We start from the raw sequence: 15,751 nt of genomic DNA on the forward strand, positions 1-15,751 counted from the left end.
GGAGCCTCAACACGCGCGCGACGGATCGAACGCGTCACATGTGTAACATGAAACCGTTCAAAAACCGTGTTCAAGTTTTCGCGTTTGGCGAGCGTGGCGCCGGAGGGATCAGACCAGTCGGCTTTGCACCACGGCCGCGCCGATGAAGCTGGCGAACAGCGGGTGCGGCTTGAACGGCCGGCTCTTCAGCTCGGGGTGATATTGGACGCCGATGAACCACGGGTGGTCGTTGCGCTCCACCGTTTCGGGCAGGACGCCGTCGGGCGACAGGCCGGCGAAGACCAGACCCTTGGCCTCGATGGCGTCGCGGTAGTTGATGTTGACCTCATAGCGGTGGCGGTGCCGCTCGCTGATGGCGGTCGAGCCGTAGATCTCGGCGATCTTGGAGCCCGCAGCCAGGGTCGAGTCATAGGCGCCCAGACGCATGGTGCCGCCTAGGTCCCCGCCCTGCTGGCGCAGGACGCGCTGGTTGCCTTGGGTCCATTCTGTCATCAGGCCCACGACCGGCTCCTCGGTCGGGCCGAACTCGGTCGAGGACGCCTTGGGATAGCCGGCCTGGTTCCGGGCCGCCTCGATCACCGCCATCTGCATGCCGAAGCAGATGCCGAAATAGGGGATGTTGCGCTCGCGGGCGAAGCGGGCCGCCTCGATCTTGCCCTCGGAGCCGCGCTCGCCGAAGCCGCCGGGCACCAGCACCGCATGGGCCGACTGCAGACGTTCCTCACAGGCGTCGCGGTCGCCCTCGAAGGTGTCGGCCTCGACCCAGTCGATGTTGACCTTGACGTTGTTGGCCACCCCGCCGTGATGCAGGGCCTCGATCAGGGATTTGTAGGCGTCCTTGAGCACCGTGTACTTGCCGACCACGGCGACGGTGACCTCGCCGTCAGGGTGCAGCCGGCGGCGCGCGATCTCTTCCCACATGGTCAGATCGGGCTTCGGGGCGTCGGTGATCCCGAAGTGGGCCAGCACCTCGGCGTCCAGACCCTCGCGGTGATAGTCCAGCGGCACGGCGTAGATGTCGGCCGAGTCCATCGCCTGGATGACGCCGCTTTCGCGCACGTTGCAGAACAGGCCGATCTTGCGCTTTTCCTCGGCCGGGATCGGCTGTTCGCAGCGGCACAGCAGGATGTCGGGCTGGATGCCGATGGAGCGCAGCTCCTTGACCGAGTGCTGGGTCGGCTTGGTCTTCATCTCGCCGGCGGTCTTGATGAAGGGCAGCAGGGTCAGGTGCACGAAGCAGCTCTGGCCGCGCGGCAGGTCCTGGCCCAGCTGGCGAATGGCCTCGAAGAACGGCAGGCCCTCGATGTCTCCGACGGTGCCGCCGATCTCTACCAGCACGAAGTCCACGTCCTCGCCGATGTCGGTGAAGGCGGGCGTCAGACAGAAGGATTTGATCTGGTCGGTGACGTGCGGGATCACCTGGACGGTCGCGCCGAGATAGTCGCCGCGACGCTCCTTCTCCAGGATGGTCGAATAGATGCGGCCGGTCGTGATGTTGTCGGACCTGGCCGCCGACACGCCCGTGAACCGCTCATAGTGGCCCAGGTCGAGGTCGGTCTCGGCCCCGTCGTCGGTCACGAAGACCTCGCCGTGCTGATAGGGGCTCATCGTGCCCGGATCGACGTTCAGATAGGGGTCGAGCTTGCGCAGACGCACCTTGTAACCGCGCGCTTGCAGAAGCGCGCCGAGAGCGGCGGAAGCGAGGCCTTTTCCGAGAGAGGAAACCACGCCGCCGGTGATGAACACATAACGGGCCATGGGGGATCACCTTACCGCTGATTCGCGGCCGCTCGACCGGATCGCGAACGAAACGGCTGTTGAAAACAGAACGAGCGCGGTCCGGATCGGCTCCGGTCGCGCTCGCTGGGGGGACTGGGGGCGGGAGCGGCGGGGGGAAGGTCCCGCCGTCCTCACCTTATTGCTTGGGCGCCGGAGCGCTTTGGGCGGGAGCCGGGGCGACGCCCGCGGTCGGGAGGCTGGCCTCCAGATCGTCGAGCGACGGAGCCGCCGGAGCGGCCGGGGTCGCCGGAGCCTGCTGGGCGGGCGCCGTCTGGGCCGGAGCCTGGTCGACGGCGATGGAGCCGACGGCCTTGGCGTCGATCACCGAGGCGTTGCCGCGCTGGATGTTGCCCAGGATGGTCAGGCCGATGGCGCAGGCGAAGAAGGCGCCGGCCAGCCACCAGGTGACCGTGGTAAGTAGATTGCCCGCGCCGCGCGCGGTCATGAAGCCCGAGGGGCCGCCGCCCATGCCGAGGGCGCCGCCTTCGGAGCGTTGCAGCAGGACCACCCCGGTCAGGGCGATCGAGATCAGGATCATGACGACGAGGAGGATGGTCTGGAGCATGGTCGCTTACATGTGTGGCGCGGCGCGCCGATCAAGCGGCGGCGTCTAACATCGATGGACGGGATGGGCAACGCGGCAGTGAGCGTGACCTTGAAGCTTCACCACTCGAATTGGGCGGCCCCTCGCGACAGGACCACAGACCGCACCGTCTGGCCGTGCCTCAGCTTGACGGTTTCGCCCGCCGGGCCGCGCAGCACGATCGCCGTCGGCCGTCCCTCGCGCCAGTTCAGGTCGATCTCGCGCCCGCCCCGAAGCCGCAGGCCCTTCACCGATCCCTCGGGCCAGGCCGACGGCAGGGTCGGCAGGATGTCGATGTGGTCGTCCAGTTGCTGAATCAGCATCTCCAGCACCGCTGAGCTGCCGCCGAAATTGCCGTCGATCTGGAACGGCGGGTGGGCGTCGAACATGTTCGGATAGGTGCGCTCGGGCCCCAGCAGCAGGGCCAGGATCGAATGGGCCCGCTCCCCTTCCCTCAGCCGCGCCCATAGATTGATGCGCCAGGCGACGGCCCAGCCGGTCGACAGGTCGCCGCGCAGGTCCAGGGACGTCTTCGCCGCAGTTGCCAGTTCGGGCGTGGTCAGGACATTGATCTGGCGGCTGGGGTAGACCGCATAGAGATGGGAGACGTGTCGGTGATTGGGCTCGGGCGCGGTCAGGTCCCAGTCCTCGCGCCATTCCTGCAACTGGCCGCCCGAGCCGATTCGGTCCTTCGGCAGTTTCGCCCGGGTCTCCGCGAAGGTCAGGCGCAGATCGGCGTCCACGCCCAGAATCTCGGACGCCGCGATACAGTTGGCGAACAGGTCGCGCAGGATTTGCGAATCCATCGCCGGTCCGGCGCAGACCGAGGCGCCGTGCGGATGCAGGTTCTCGGGCGACAGCGACGGACAGGTGACCAGCTCCCCCGTCGCCGGATCGGCGACCAGGGCGTCGACGAAGAACAGGGCGGCGTCGCGCAGGATCGGCCAGACGTCGGCGAGGTAGGCCTTGTCGCGCCCATAGTCCCAGCGGTCCCACAGGTGCAGGCACAGCCAGGCGCCGCCCATGGGCCACATGCCGAACCGCGCCCCGTCGATCGGGGCCGCCGCCCGCCACAGGTCGGTGTTGTGATGGCAGACCCAGCCGCGCGCGCCGTAGTGGACCTTCGCGATCTCGGCGCCCGTCACCGACAGCTGCCGCACCATCTCGACCAGAGGCTCCACGCAGGGCGCCAGATTGGCCGGCTCGGCGGGCCAGTAGTTCATCTCGGTGTTGATGTTGATCGTGTATTTCGATCCCCACGGGGGGTTGATCTTGTCGTTCCACAGTCCCTGCAGGGTCGCCGGCTGACCGCCGGGCCGCGAGCAACTGATCAGCAGATACCGGGCGTACTGGACATAGAGGGCCGCCAGCGCCGGATCGACGAGAGTCTGGGATTTGGCGATCCTCTGGTCGGTCGAAAGCGCCGCCGCTTCCGTGGTCCCCAGATCGATGTCGAAACGCCGGAACAGCTGCCGGTGCTCGGCGATATGCAGGTCACGCAGCTGGACCCAGCCCCGGCGGGCGGCGGTCTCGACGACCGCGCGGGTTCCCCGATCGGGCACGCCCGAGACAGCTTTCGGCCCCTCGAAACTGGTGTCGGTGGCGATGATCAGGGTCACGGCGTCCGCGCCCGTGACGGTCAGGTTTCCCGCCCGCCGCTCGACCGTCCCGCCCTCGTTCAGCACCCGCACCCGCGCCTCGAAGGTCAGGGCCGCCGCGACGCCGTTCTGGGCGGTGTTGGTCCCGCGCAGGACCAGATCGCCGTCGGAGATATCGGTGGCGGCCTCCTGCGGCGTCTCGAACTCCGCCTCGAACGATAGCGAACCCGGCTTGTCCGCAGTGAGGCGCACGATCAGCGCACCGGACGCCGCCGAGACCAGCACCTCGCGAATGTAGGTCACCCCCTGACGGGTGAAACGGGTCGTGGCGATTCCCCGGTCGAGATCCAGCTCCCGCCGGTAGCCCCCCGCCGCCGAGGACACCCCGAAGGTCAGGAACAGGTCGCCGACCGTCTGGTAGGACATCTGCCGGATCGGATTGGCCATCATCTTCGCCTGGGCCAGCTCCTGGGCTTCCAGATAGCGGCCCTCGAAGACCAGCCGCCGCACCTCGGGCAGGGCCGCCAAGGCGTCGGGATTGGCCGGGCTGTATGGACCGCCCGCCCACAGGCTGCTGTCGTTCAGCTGCAGCCGCTCGCGCGCCACCCCGCCGAAGACCATGGCGCCCGTCTTGCCGTTGCCGACCGGCAGGGCCTCGGTCCACTCCAGCGCCGGCGACCGATACCAGAGCACATGCGGCGACCGGGCCTCTGCCTCCTCGGCGGCCAGAGCCGCCCCCGCCGGGGCCAGCCCCGCGCCGATGCCCGTACCCAGCAGCCCCAGAGCGGACCGGCGGTCGATGGACAGGGTATCGGGCATGGCGAAGTCTCCGGCTCAGCGCCGGGCACTCTGCCAATTTATAATACTAATTCAAGCGGCGCGAATGATGCCCAGGAAGTCCGCAGCCTTCAGGGAGGCGCCGCCGACCAGGGCGCCGCCGACCTCGGGGACGTTCAGGATCTCTGCGGCGTTCGACGCCTTGACCGAGCCGCCGTACAGGATCGGGGCGACGCGGCCGCCCTCCCCCAGCCTTGCGACCATGGCCGCGCGCACGGCGGCGTGGACCTCCTCGATCTGCTCCAGCGTCGGCGTCAGGCCCGTGCCGATGGCCCAGACGGGCTCATAGGCGACGGCGAAGGCCTTGTCGGACAGGCTTTGCGGCAGGGAGCCGGCGACCTGGGCCGAGACCACGGCGACGGCGTCGCCCGCCTGACGCTGCTCCAGGGTCTCGCCGACGCAGATGATGGGCTCCAGACCGGCGGCCAGGGCGGCCTCGGTCTTGGCGGCGACGTCGGCGTCGGTCTCGCCGAAGCCCGCACGGCGTTCCGAATGGCCCAGAATCACCAGGGTCGCCCCGGCGTCCGTCAGCATCTCCGCAGAGATCGAGCCGGTGAAGGCGCCCGAAGCCTCGGCGTGGCAGTCTTGCCCGCCCACCTCGACAGCGCCGCCTTTGACCGTCGCGGCCAGCCGATCGATCAGGGTCGCGGGCGGGCACAGGGCCACGCGGCAGGCGGCGGGTTCGCCGGCCAGGGCCTGCTGAAGGGCGGCGGCCTCGGCCAGACTCGCGGCCGTGCCGTTCATTTTCCAGTTGCCGGCGATCAACTTCACGGATTGTTTCATGCGGCCTTCCTAAAGCAGGATTCCCTGCAAAGCCAAGCTGCTGCCGCAATCGCGTCACAAGGCCGCTGGTGCGTCCGGCGCGACCCGAGTTCCGAAGGGTCCGCTTGCCGTGCCGCCGCCCCCTGCCTATAGGCCAGAGCGGCGCCGCTCGTTTTTCCTGGCCGCTTCTTCAGGTTCGCTCGATGATCTCCGTGTTCCGCAATTTCGCGAAGTCCAAATGGGCCGCCGCCCTTCTGGTTCTCGTCGGTGTCGCTCTGCTTATCGGCGGCGCGAAGCTGGACGTGTTCTCGGGCATCATGCCCAAGCACATCATCGACGCCGGAAGCCGGACGATCGACGCGGCCGAGTTCCGCAGCGATTTCGACCGCGCTCGCGAACAACTGCAGGAACGTGCGGGCCGTCCGCTGACGACCGAGGATCTGGTCAAGGAAAACGTCCACGTCCGCTACCTCGAGCAGCGGACCCAGGAACTGGGCTTCCTCGACTGGGCCAACCGTGTCGGCATCCGTCCGGGCAAGGCGCTGGTGATCAAGCAGATCCGCGCCATCCCCGCCTTCTTCAACTCGGTCACCGGCCAGTTCGACGAGCAGCAGTACCAGTCGGTCCTGGCCGAGAAGAACTACACCCCGGTCATGATCGAGCGTGAACTGCGCGATCAGTACACCAGCCAGCACGCCGGCACCGCCGTCATGGCGGGCTACCGCACGCCGCGCATCTACGGCGCCCTGCTGGCCGGCCGCGCCATGGAAACCCGTGACGGCCGCTGGTTCATGGTCACCCCGGCCATGGTCGGCGCGACCCCGGCCCCGACGGACGCCCAGCTGCAGAGCTTCATCACCGACAACGCCGCCCAACTGCGCCGTCCGGAATTCCGCATCGCCTCCGTCGTCCTGTTCACGGCCGCGCCCAACGCCTCGACCGCCGCGATCCCGGAAGCCCGCATCGTCGAACGCTTCAACTTCAAGAAGGATTCGCTCTCCACGCCGGAGACCCGGACCTTCGTGACCCTGACCGCCCCGACCAAGGCCGCCGCCGACAAGATCGCCGCCGCCCTGCGCGCCGGCCAGAGCCCCGCCGACGCCGGCAAGGCCAATGGCGACATCCGTCCGGCCGACTTCAACAACACGCCGCGCAGCGCCGTCAGCGAGCCCGCCGTCGCCGCCGCCGTCTTCGGCATGCAGCCCGGTCAGGTTACGGACGCCATCCAGGGCCGCGTCGGCTTCACCGTCGCCAAACTGACCTCCTCGACCCCGGGTCACGCCGCCACCCTGGAAGACAGCCGCGCCGCCCTGGTTCAGGAACTGCGCGAAGAGGACGCCAAGGCCCAGGTCTTCTCCAAGGTCGAGCAGTATGAAAAGGCCCGTTCGGACGGCAAGACGCTCGATCAGGCCGTCGCCGCCATCGGCGCCCGCATCGTCCAGATCCCGCCCTTCACCCAGGACGGCAAGGCGCCCAACGGCCAGGCCCTGCCGGTGCCGCCGCAACTGATCACCACGGCCTGGACCCTGTCGAAGGGCGGCGAGTCCGACGTCATCGACGCCGGTCAGGGCCAGTATTTCGTTCTGCGCCTCGACGACGTCAAACCCGCCGCCCTGCCGACCCTCGCAGAGGTTCGCGAGCCCCTGACCCAGGCCTGGATCCAGCGTGAAAGCGCCCGCCGCATCGCCGCCAAGGCCGATGAGCTGGCCGCCCGCGTGCGTGGCGGTCAGGACATCGCCGCCGTCGCCTCCTCGGCCGGCGCGACCCTGATCACCCGCACCTCGACCCAGCAGAACCAGCAGACCCAGACCGAGCTCGGCCAGGGCGTGCTCCAGGGTCTGTTCGGCCAGGGCAAGGGCCAGGTCTTCTCGGGCCCGGCGTCGGAGACCGGCTTTGTGGTCGGCCGCGTCGACAACATCCACGCCGCCGTCCCGGCCCTGGCCGCTCCGGTCGCCGAACAGCTGCGCGTCCGCATGGGCCAGAACATGGCTCAAGGCTTCGCGGAACAGGCCATCGCCGCCGCCGCCCGTTCGACCAAGGCGAAGAACGACCCGGCCCTGGCGCTGCAGGCTCTGGGCGTCGCCGCCCCGGCCGCAGGCTCCACCGCTCCGGCCGCGCCCGCCCAGTGAGTGAGGCCGGGTACGAAGACTTCGCGACGGGGCTGGCCGCCGGCCGGCCCCAGGTCGTGGTTCGGCGTCTGATCGACGATCTGGAGACACCCGTCTCCGCCTATCTGAAAGTCGGCCTCGGTCGCACCCACGCCTTCCTGCTGGAATCGGTCGAGGGCGGCGCGCTCAACGGCCGTTATTCCATCATCACGCTTGAGCCCGATGTGGTCTGGCGCTGTCGCGGCGGCGCGGCCGAGATCGCGCGCGGCGCGGACATCGCCGCCGACCGCTTCACGCCCGAGGCGCTGCCTGCGCTTCAGTCCCTGCGCGCCCTGATCGCCGCGACGAAATTCGACCTGACGGCCACGCCTTACGGTGAGCTGCCGCCCATGGCCGCCGGCCTGTTCGGCGTCTTCGGCTATGACATGGTCCGGCTGCTGGAGCCGCTGGGCGAAGCCAATCCCGACCCGCTCGACCTGCCCGACGCCGTCCTGACCCGCCCCTCGCTGGTGGCCATGTTCGATTCGGTGCGGCGCGAGATCGTCATGGTCGCGACCATCTATCCGGACAGCCAACTCGGCCCGGAGCAGGCCTGGACCGCCGCCAACGCCCGTCTCGACGACTTCGAGGCCCGACTGCGCCGCCCGCTCGTAGGCCGCAGCACCCCGACCCCGGCCGAGACCCCTGCCTTTGTCTCCCCCGTCGATGGTCAGGCCTTCAACGGCATGGTGGCGGCGGCCAAGGACTACATCACCGCGGGCGACATCTTCCAGGTGGTGCTCAGCCACCGGTTCAGCGCCCCCTGGACCGGCGAGCCCTTCGCCTTCTACCGCTCGCTGCGGCGTCAGAACCCCTCGCCCTACCTCTTCTATCTGAACTTCGGCGACTTCCAGCTGGCCGGGTCCAGCCCGGAGATCCTCGTGCGTCTCAAGGACGGCGGGGTGACCATCCGTCCGCTGGCCGGCACCCGCCCGCGCGGCGCGACCCCCGCCGCCGACAAGGCGCTGGAGGCCGAGCTGCTGGCCGATCCCAAGGAACGGGCCGAGCATCTGATGCTGCTGGATCTGGGCCGCAATGACGTGGGCCGCGTCTCGGCGCCCGGCACCGTCGAGGTGACCGAAAGCTTTGTGGTCGAGCGCTACAGCCAGGTCATGCACATCGTCTCCAACGTCGTTGGCAAGGCCGATCCGAAGCTGGACGCCGTCGACACCCTTCTGGCCGCCCTGCCCGCCGGCACTCTGTCGGGCGCGCCCAAGGTCCGCGCGATGGAGATCATCGACGAGCTGGAGTCCACCAAGCGCGGCGTCGGCTACGGCGGCGGCGTGGGCTATATCTCGGCGGGCGGCGAGGCGGACATCTGCATCGTCCTGCGCACCGCCATGTTCACCCAAGGCCAGGTCTTCGTTCAGGCCGGCGCGGGTGTCGTCTCCGACAGCGACCCGGCGGCCGAATACGCCGAGACCCAGGCCAAGGCCCGCGCCCCGATCAACGCCGCCTCCGACGCCTGGCGCTTCGAACTGGGCCGACCGCTGAACGACGCGGGCGAGGCCTGACCCCAAAACGAAGCGACCCGGCCGGAGAGGTCAGCTCCGACCGGGTCTATGGCCCCATCCGGGGGGGACGGGGCCGCTCCGCCGGTGACCAGGAAGCGTCGCGGCGGATTTCTGTGACGGCGTAAGGCCTATTCAGCGCCCGAGACGATGGCCGTATGGCCGTTGCGGTTCTGGGCGTGGGCGGATTCGCTGGCGCCCTGGGCGATCAGCCGCTCCTTGCCGTAGCTGATGACGTCGATGCGGCTGGCCGCGACGCCCTGCGACACCAGATAGGCGCGGACCGACTGGGCCCGGCGCGCGCCGAGGGCGAGGTTGTATTCACGCGTGCCGCGTTCGTCGGCATTGCCTTCGATCCGGACCTGGATACGCGGATACTGCTGCAGCCAGCGGGCCTGATCGGCCAGACGCGGCAGGGCGTCGGCGCGCAGGGTGTGGCTGTCCAGATCGAAATAGACGCGGTCGCCGACATTGACCGAGAAGTCCTGTTCCGAACCCGGGCGCACCGCGTTCATCGGGCCGGTCGGCTGGGTCGGGACGACGGGATTGTAGGCGGGGACTGTGCCCGTGTCAGCGGTCGTGCCGGCGGCGACCGGACGCTTGGCGCAGGCGCCCGCAGCGAGAACGGCGACGGCGCCCACGCCCATCAGGGCCAGACGGATCGAACGGGAAGATGCGGTCATGGGGAACTCCTTGTTCCCGAACCTGGACCACGCGCGCCTGACCCCGGCAAGAATAGGATCCATATACGGCCCCGCTGGTCCGCCGACGGATCGCCTCGCATACGGATCCTGTTCTTGCGTCGCGGGCCGGACGGCGCGAGGTGTGGCCGCATGACTTCGCCGTCCGTCCCCTCGCCAGCCCCTGCCTCGAGCCTCTGGCGGCCCGTCGTCTGGCTGTTCGAACGGTTCGACGCCTCCATGACCCTTGCGGTCCAACTGGTCGGGGCGATCGTCATCGTCGGGATCGGCACGGCGGCGGCGGAGCTGCTCTACGTCGCCTTCGACATGACGCGGCTGTCGATCTTCTTCCTCGCGGCCGTGCTGGTATCGGCCCTGTTGCTGGGCACCCGGGGCGGGGTTCTTGCGGCCTTCCTCGCCTTCGCGGCCTACAACTTCACCCTGGTGGAGCCGCTGTTCACCCTCCAGTTCGCTGGCCCCGACGACGCCCTGACCCTGTTCGTCTTCCTGCTGGTGGCGCTGGTGACCGGCAGTCTCGCCGGCCGGGTGCGCGAGAGCGAACGCCACAACCGCCAGCGCGCCGACCTTCTGGCCACCCTGCTGGAGGCCGGCCAGACCTTCGCCGCCGCGCCGTCCGAGGCTGAACTGACCCAGGCCCTGTCAGAGCGCCTCAACGCGGCGACCAACGGCGTCTCCATCGTCCTGGGCGAAGGCGGCGCCCTGTCCGACAAGGCCTTCGCCTACGGCCCGCGCGGTCTGATGGAGGGACTGGTCGCCCGCGCCTGGATGGACGCGGGGCTGCACGCCCACGGCGCCTGGCGCGCCCGCCGCATCTCGGCTGACGAGCCGCTGGGCCTCGCCCTCTGGCGCATCGGGGAGACGCGGGCGAAGGACGTCCAGGCCCAGGACCGGCTGTGCGAACTGCTGCTCGACCTCGCCGCCGCCGCCCTCGCCCGCAGCCGCCGCGCCGGGATCGAGGCCGACCTCGAAGCCGACCGCCGCGCCGAACCCCTGCGCGAGGCCATCCTCGGCTCCCTGTCCCACGACCTGCGCACGCCGCTCGCCACCGTCCTCGCCTCGGCCAGCAGCCTGCGCGACTATGACGACCGCTTCGATCCCCACACCCGGGTCGCCCTGGCCGACGGCATCGTTCAGGAGGCCGGGCGGCTGAACGGCTATGTCGAGGGCCTGCTCAACCTGTCGCGCATCGAGGCGGGACAGCTGGAGACCCGGCTGGTCGATCTCGACCTGTCCGAGATCGTCGAGGCGGCCGTCCGCCGCCTGCCCGCCGCACGCGCCACCGGAGTCGAGACCGCCCTCGCCCCGGCCCTGAGCGTTCGCGCCGATCCCGTCCTGCTCGAACAGGTCCTCTACAACCTCCTCGAAAACGCCCTCCAGCACGGCGGTCAGGCCGTGCGCATCGAGGTCGCCACCCGCCGCCGCGACGACCGGATCGAGATCGAGGTCGCCGACGACGGTCCCGGTGTCTCCGCCGGCGACGCCGACCGGGTGTTCGACAAATTCTATCGCGGCTCCGGCAGCCGCCGTGAAGGCCGGGGCACCGGCATCGGCCTGTCCGTCGCGCGCGGCTTCGTCGAGGCCATGGGCGGCCGCATCGGCGTGGCGCCCAATGACGTCGGCGCGACCGGCCTTCGCGTCCGCATCGCCCTCGATCCCGCCCGGGAGACCGTCTGATGCAGCGCCTGCTTCTGGTCGAGGACGAGGCCCCCATCGTCCAGTCCCTGACCCCCGCGCTTCAGGCCGAGCGCTATGCCGTCACCGCCGCCGAGCGCGGCGCGGACGCCCTCGCCGCCATGGCCATGGAGGGGTTCGACGCCGTCCTGCTGGATCTCGGCCTGCCCGACATGGACGGCAAGGACGTCATCGCCCGTATCCGCGAATGGTCCGAGGTGCCCATCCTGGTCCTCAGCGCCCGCCATCTGGAGGCCGAGAAGATCGCGGCGCTCGATCTCGGCGCCGACGACTACGTCAACAAGCCCTTCGCCATGGGCGAGCTCATGGCCCGCATCCGCGCCGTCCTGCGCGGCCGCGAGCGCAAATTCTCGTCCCGCTCCCGCTTCGTCGCCGGACCGCTGTCGATCGACTTCTCCAGCCGCATCGTCCGGGTCGAGGATGAGGTCATGCACCTGACCCCGCGCGAATACGACCTGCTGCGCACCCTGGCCCTCCACGCCGGTCGGGTCGTTACCCACCGCCAGATCGCCCTCGCCGTCTGGGGCGGCGCCGAGGTCGTCGAGGCCCAGGTCGTCCGCGTCCTCGTCGCCCAGCTGCGCCAGAAGCTCGAAGCCGATTCCGCACGCCCCCGCCTGATCCGCACCGAACAGGGCCTCGGCTACCGCATGATCGAGCCTGACGCGGGGAAGTGACGCACGGATCGAAACAGCCCCGCTGCCGTTGTTGTTAATCAACGAACGGAGATCGCTATGTCGACCATCCAGAATGACCACGTCGAAGAGACGACTGAAGAGGCCCGTCAGGGCGAGAATGTGAAGGGCATGACCTCGGTGCTGGGCGTGTCGGTGGCGGCTGTCGCCGTCCTGTTCGCCCTGATCCTTCTGGTCTTCTTCGCCTTTACCGCCGGCTGGTTCGGCTAGTTCTCGAACTGGCCCTGATAGACCGGGTCCTTCATCGCGAAGCCCGGTCCCAGGACCATCACACCCGCCAGCAGCACCGCGGCGCTGGCGGCCAGAAACGCCGCCCCGAGGGCGCCCAGCGAACTGGCCGGACGCTCGGGCGTCTCGACCAGCAGGGCGCGGGCCTGTTCGATCTCGGCGGCGGTATCGATCACGCGGGGGAATCTCCGGCAGGGATCCGATCTGAACGCCACGATGGTTAACGTCCGGTGTCCACGCAAGCTTCGGCTTGGCGCGGAGGATTTCAGGTCCTAGAACCGCCGCATGATCCTCGTCGTCGATAACTACGACAGCTTTACCTACAACCTCGTCCACTACCTCGCGGAACTGGGCGCGGAGACGCATGTCGTCCGCAATGACGACCTGACGACCGCCGAGGCCTGGGCGCTGAAACCCGAAGCCGTCCTGCTGTCGCCGGGCCCCTGCGCGCCCGATCAGGCCGGCATCTGCCTGCCATTGATCGACACCGCCCCGCTGGACATGCCGATCCTTGGCGTTTGCCTCGGCCATCAGGCCATCGGCCAGGCCATGGGCGGCCACGTCGTGCGCGCCAAGGCCCTGATGCACGGCAAGACCTCGCCGATCCTGCATGAGGGCAAGGGCATGTTCGCCGGCCTGCCTTCGCCCTTCACTGCGACCCGCTACCATTCGCTGGCCGTGCAGCGCGAAACCCTGCCGAACACGCTTCAGGTCACCGCCTGGACCGAGGACGGCGAAATCATGGGCTTCCAGCACCACGAGCGGCCGATCCACGGGGTCCAGTTCCACCCCGAGTCGATCGCCACCGAACACGGCCACGAGATGCTGGCCAACTTCCTCGATCTGGCGGGCGTCAAGCGTCTGGCCATGGTCTGAAGCCATGGCGGAGGGTGGTTTCAAGCCGCTGCTGGCCAAGCTGGTCGATGGCCAGCCCCTGACCTCGGCCGAGGCCGGCGACTTCTTCGCCGCCTGTCTGCGCGGCGAGCCTACCCCGGCCCAGGTCGCCGCCGCCGTCACGGCCCTGCGCATGCGCGGCGAGACCGTTGACGAGATCGCCGCCTTCGCGGGCGAGATGCGCAAGGCCGCCCTGACGCTCGACCACGACTACGACGTCATCGACACCTGCGGCACCGGCGGCGACGGCGCCCACACCTTCAACATTTCGACGGCCGCCGCTCTGGTGCTGGCCGGCGCGGGCCTGAAGGTCGCCAAGCACGGCAACCGCGCCATGAGCTCGAAGTCCGGCTCCTCCGACGTCCTCGGCGTCCTCGGCGTCGACCTGACCGCCGGTCTGGAGCAGCAGAAGATCGCGCTGGACGAGGCGGGCATCGCCTTCCTCTTCGCCCCCGCCTACCACGGCGCCATGCGCCACGTCGGCCCGGTCCGCGCCGAGATCGGCTTCCGCACCGTCTTCAACCTGCTCGGCCCCCTGTCCAATCCGGCCGGGGCGAAGCGTCAGGTCATGGGCGTCTATGATCCGCGCCTGCTGGAGCCCCTGGCCGAGGTGCTCGGCCGTCTCGGCGCCACCCGCGCCTGGACTGTCCATGGTCAGGGCCTCGACGAATTGACCATCACGGGCCCCAGCGAGGTCGCGGAATGGAAGGACGGCGCCGTCCGCCGCTTCACCGTCACGCCCGAGGACGCCGGCCTGCCCCGCGCCGACATCGAGGCCCTGCGCGGCGGCGACGCCGAGACCAACGCCGAGGCCCTTTCCGCCCTGCTGGCCGGCCAGACCGGTCCCTATCGCGACGTGGTCCTGCTCAACGCCGCCGCGGCCCTCATCGTCGCCGACAAAGCCCACGACCTGAAATCCGGCGTCGCCCTCGCCGCCGCCGCTATCGACGACGGCAAGGCCGCCCAAGCTTTGGCTTCTCTCGCGCGGATCACCTCCACGCCCATCCCGATCGAAGACGTCATATGACTGCCCCCCAGGATCGACCACGCGAAGACGTTCTGGCCAAGATCGCCGCCTACAAGCGCGAGGACGTCGCCGCGCGAAAGGCCGCCCAGTCGCAGTCCGAGATCGAGTCGCTGGCCATGATCGCCGGCATGCCGCGCGGTTTCCGCCACAGCCTCGAAAAGCACGCCGGCCCCGGCCGTCCGGCCCTGATCGCCGAGATCAAGAAGGCCAGCCCGTCCAAGGGGCTGATCCGCGAGGACTTCGATCCCCCGGCTCTCGCCAGGGCCTACGAGGCCGGTGGCGCGGCATGTCTGTCGGTCCTGACCGACGGCCCCAGCTTCCAGGGCGCCGACGACTATCTGGTTCAGGCCCGGGCGGCGGTCGCCCTGCCCTGTCTGCGCAAGGACTTCCTTGTCGATCCGTGGCAGGTCGCCGAGAGCCGCGCGCTCGGCGCCGACTGCATCCTGATCATCCTCGCCATGATCGACGACGCCCTCGCCGCCGAACTGCTGGCCGAGGCCCGCCGATTCGGCATGGACGCCCTGATCGAGACCCATGACGAGCTGGAGATGGCCCGAGCCGTCGCCCTCGGCGGCGACCTGATCGGGGTCAACAACCGGTCTCTGCGCACCTTCGAGGTCGACCTCGGCACGACGGCCCGCCTGTCGCATCTGGCCCCGAAGAACGCCCTTCTGGTCGCCGAGAGCGGCGTCTTCACCCCGAATGACGTCGCCGACGTCTGCATGGCCGGCGCCCGCGCCATCCTCGTCGGCGAGGCCCTGATGCGTCAGCCGGACGTCGAGGCCGCGACCCGGACGCTGCTGGATTGAACCGCCAACTGATCTCTCGGGTCAAACCGTCATCCACCTTGATGGCGGTGGGGTTCTTCGTGCTTTGCAGCGTGGGGATCGCCACGGCGCCCCTCTGGTCTGACAAAGCCTTCTATCCCTGGGAGAGGGTGGATCTGCGCTGGTTTGTCGGAGCCGCCGCCTGCCTCGTCATGATGGTCTGGATGATTCCCCGGTATCTGCTGCGCCTGCGGGCCTCGGGAGGCTGGGGTCTGTGGATCCAGGACGGAGCCCTGCATCTCGTCTCCCGCTCAAAGCCGATGCCGCTGGACCAGATCGACCACGTCTGGCTGCGAGAGAAGCCGTTTCCGACTGCGGTCGTGGCGTTGAAGGACGGCAAGTCGGTCCCGATTGCCGCCTGGTCGATGGATGTCGGCGCGCCCAATCTGATCGCCCGCATCGAGGACGCCCGACGCCTTCACCGTTAAGTTGACATTAGTGAAGAACACTTACAGAACATCGGCAACGGTTCA

At 69.2% G+C, this 15,751-nt stretch carries 15 protein-coding genes; 9 read left to right on the plus strand and 6 right to left on the minus strand.

Annotated elements, in window-relative coordinates; genetic code table 11:
* Window positions 1-108 precede the first annotated feature (108 nt).
* The 4 genes from pyrG to tpiA all read right to left on the minus strand — a co-directional run bounded on the left by pyrG (window position 109) and on the right by tpiA (window position 5,580).
* A complete protein-coding gene (gene pyrG, locus AC07U0_RS10600) occupies window positions 109-1,758 on the minus strand; it encodes a CTP synthase (protein WP_494719982.1) in 1,650 nt (549 codons plus the stop codon).
* 157 nt (window positions 1,759-1,915) lie between these two features.
* Entirely contained in the window at window positions 1,916-2,344 is a 429-nt protein-coding gene (gene secG, locus AC07U0_RS10605; RefSeq protein WP_494719983.1) for a preprotein translocase subunit SecG, read from the minus strand.
* 98 nt (window positions 2,345-2,442) lie between these two features.
* Window positions 2,443-4,779, minus strand: a complete 2,337-nt coding sequence (locus AC07U0_RS10610; RefSeq protein WP_494719984.1) for a glycoside hydrolase family 95 protein — start codon at window positions 4,777-4,779, stop codon at window positions 2,443-2,445.
* A 51-nt stretch (window positions 4,780-4,830) separates the two neighbouring features.
* Window positions 4,831-5,580: a triose-phosphate isomerase gene (gene tpiA, locus AC07U0_RS10615; RefSeq protein WP_494719985.1), complete on the minus strand. Its 750-nt coding sequence runs from the start codon at window positions 5,578-5,580 to the stop codon at window positions 4,831-4,833.
* Between the two features lie 182 nt (window positions 5,581-5,762).
* On the opposite strand from tpiA, the gene AC07U0_RS10620 reads away from it, so the two are divergent.
* Window positions 5,763-7,688, plus strand: coding sequence for a peptidylprolyl isomerase (locus tag AC07U0_RS10620; RefSeq protein WP_494719986.1), 1,926 nt, complete (start codon window positions 5,763-5,765; stop codon window positions 7,686-7,688).
* On the plus strand, window positions 7,685-9,220 hold the full coding sequence (trpE, locus tag AC07U0_RS10625) for an anthranilate synthase component I (protein WP_494719987.1): 1,536 nt from the start codon (window positions 7,685-7,687) through the stop codon (window positions 9,218-9,220). Before AC07U0_RS10620 ends, trpE begins: the two co-directional genes overlap by 4 nt.
* Window positions 9,221-9,348: 128 nt before the next feature.
* On the opposite strand, the gene pal is transcribed toward trpE, so the two are convergent.
* Window positions 9,349-9,900 (minus strand): peptidoglycan-associated lipoprotein Pal, encoded by a 552-nt coding sequence (gene pal / locus AC07U0_RS10630; protein WP_494719988.1) that lies wholly within the window; start codon window positions 9,898-9,900, stop codon window positions 9,349-9,351.
* Between the two features lie 150 nt (window positions 9,901-10,050).
* Here pal and AC07U0_RS10635 point away from each other — a divergent pair, with 150 nt between their 5' ends.
* Genes AC07U0_RS10635 through AC07U0_RS10645 form a run of 3 tightly spaced genes read left to right on the plus strand, consistent with a single transcriptional unit; the run spans window position 10,051 to window position 12,512 of the window.
* A complete protein-coding gene (locus tag AC07U0_RS10635) occupies window positions 10,051-11,592 on the plus strand; it encodes a sensor histidine kinase (protein ID WP_494719989.1) in 1,542 nt (513 codons plus the stop codon).
* Window positions 11,592-12,284, plus strand: a complete 693-nt coding sequence (locus AC07U0_RS10640) for a response regulator transcription factor (RefSeq protein ID WP_494719990.1) — start codon at window positions 11,592-11,594, stop codon at window positions 12,282-12,284. Before AC07U0_RS10635 ends, AC07U0_RS10640 begins: the two co-directional genes overlap by 1 nt.
* A gap of 57 nt (window positions 12,285-12,341) precedes the next feature.
* Window positions 12,342-12,512, plus strand: coding sequence for a hypothetical protein (locus AC07U0_RS10645; protein ID WP_494719991.1), 171 nt, complete (start codon window positions 12,342-12,344; stop codon window positions 12,510-12,512).
* Here AC07U0_RS10645 and AC07U0_RS10650 read toward each other — a convergent pair.
* The gene (locus tag AC07U0_RS10650) at window positions 12,509-12,706 is read right to left on the minus strand and encodes a peptidoglycan-binding protein (protein ID WP_492947925.1); all 198 of its coding nucleotides are present in this window, start codon (window positions 12,704-12,706) and stop codon (window positions 12,509-12,511) included. The two genes, AC07U0_RS10645 and AC07U0_RS10650, sit on opposite strands and share 4 nt — an antisense overlap.
* Before the next feature lie 109 nt (window positions 12,707-12,815).
* Between AC07U0_RS10650 and AC07U0_RS10655 the strand changes: the two genes are divergently transcribed.
* The 4 genes from AC07U0_RS10655 to AC07U0_RS10670 all read left to right on the plus strand — a co-directional run bounded on the left by AC07U0_RS10655 (window position 12,816) and on the right by AC07U0_RS10670 (window position 15,706).
* Window positions 12,816-13,406 carry an anthranilate synthase component II gene (locus tag AC07U0_RS10655; RefSeq protein ID WP_207931866.1) on the plus strand — a complete coding sequence of 197 codons (591 nt, stop codon included), beginning with the start codon at window positions 12,816-12,818 and terminating at the stop codon, window positions 13,404-13,406.
* Between the two features lie 4 nt (window positions 13,407-13,410).
* Window positions 13,411-14,451: an anthranilate phosphoribosyltransferase gene (gene trpD, locus AC07U0_RS10660; RefSeq protein WP_494719992.1), complete on the plus strand. Its 1,041-nt coding sequence runs from the start codon at window positions 13,411-13,413 to the stop codon at window positions 14,449-14,451.
* Entirely contained in the window at window positions 14,448-15,260 is an 813-nt protein-coding gene (gene trpC / locus AC07U0_RS10665) for an indole-3-glycerol phosphate synthase TrpC (protein WP_494719993.1), read from the plus strand. Before trpD ends, trpC begins: the two co-directional genes overlap by 4 nt.
* A gap of 128 nt (window positions 15,261-15,388) precedes the next feature.
* Window positions 15,389-15,706, plus strand: coding sequence for a hypothetical protein (locus tag AC07U0_RS10670; protein ID WP_494719994.1), 318 nt, complete (start codon window positions 15,389-15,391; stop codon window positions 15,704-15,706).
* Window positions 15,707-15,751 lie beyond the last annotated feature (45 nt).

The organism is Brevundimonas sp. GW821-FHT02A10 (assembly GCF_059422025.1).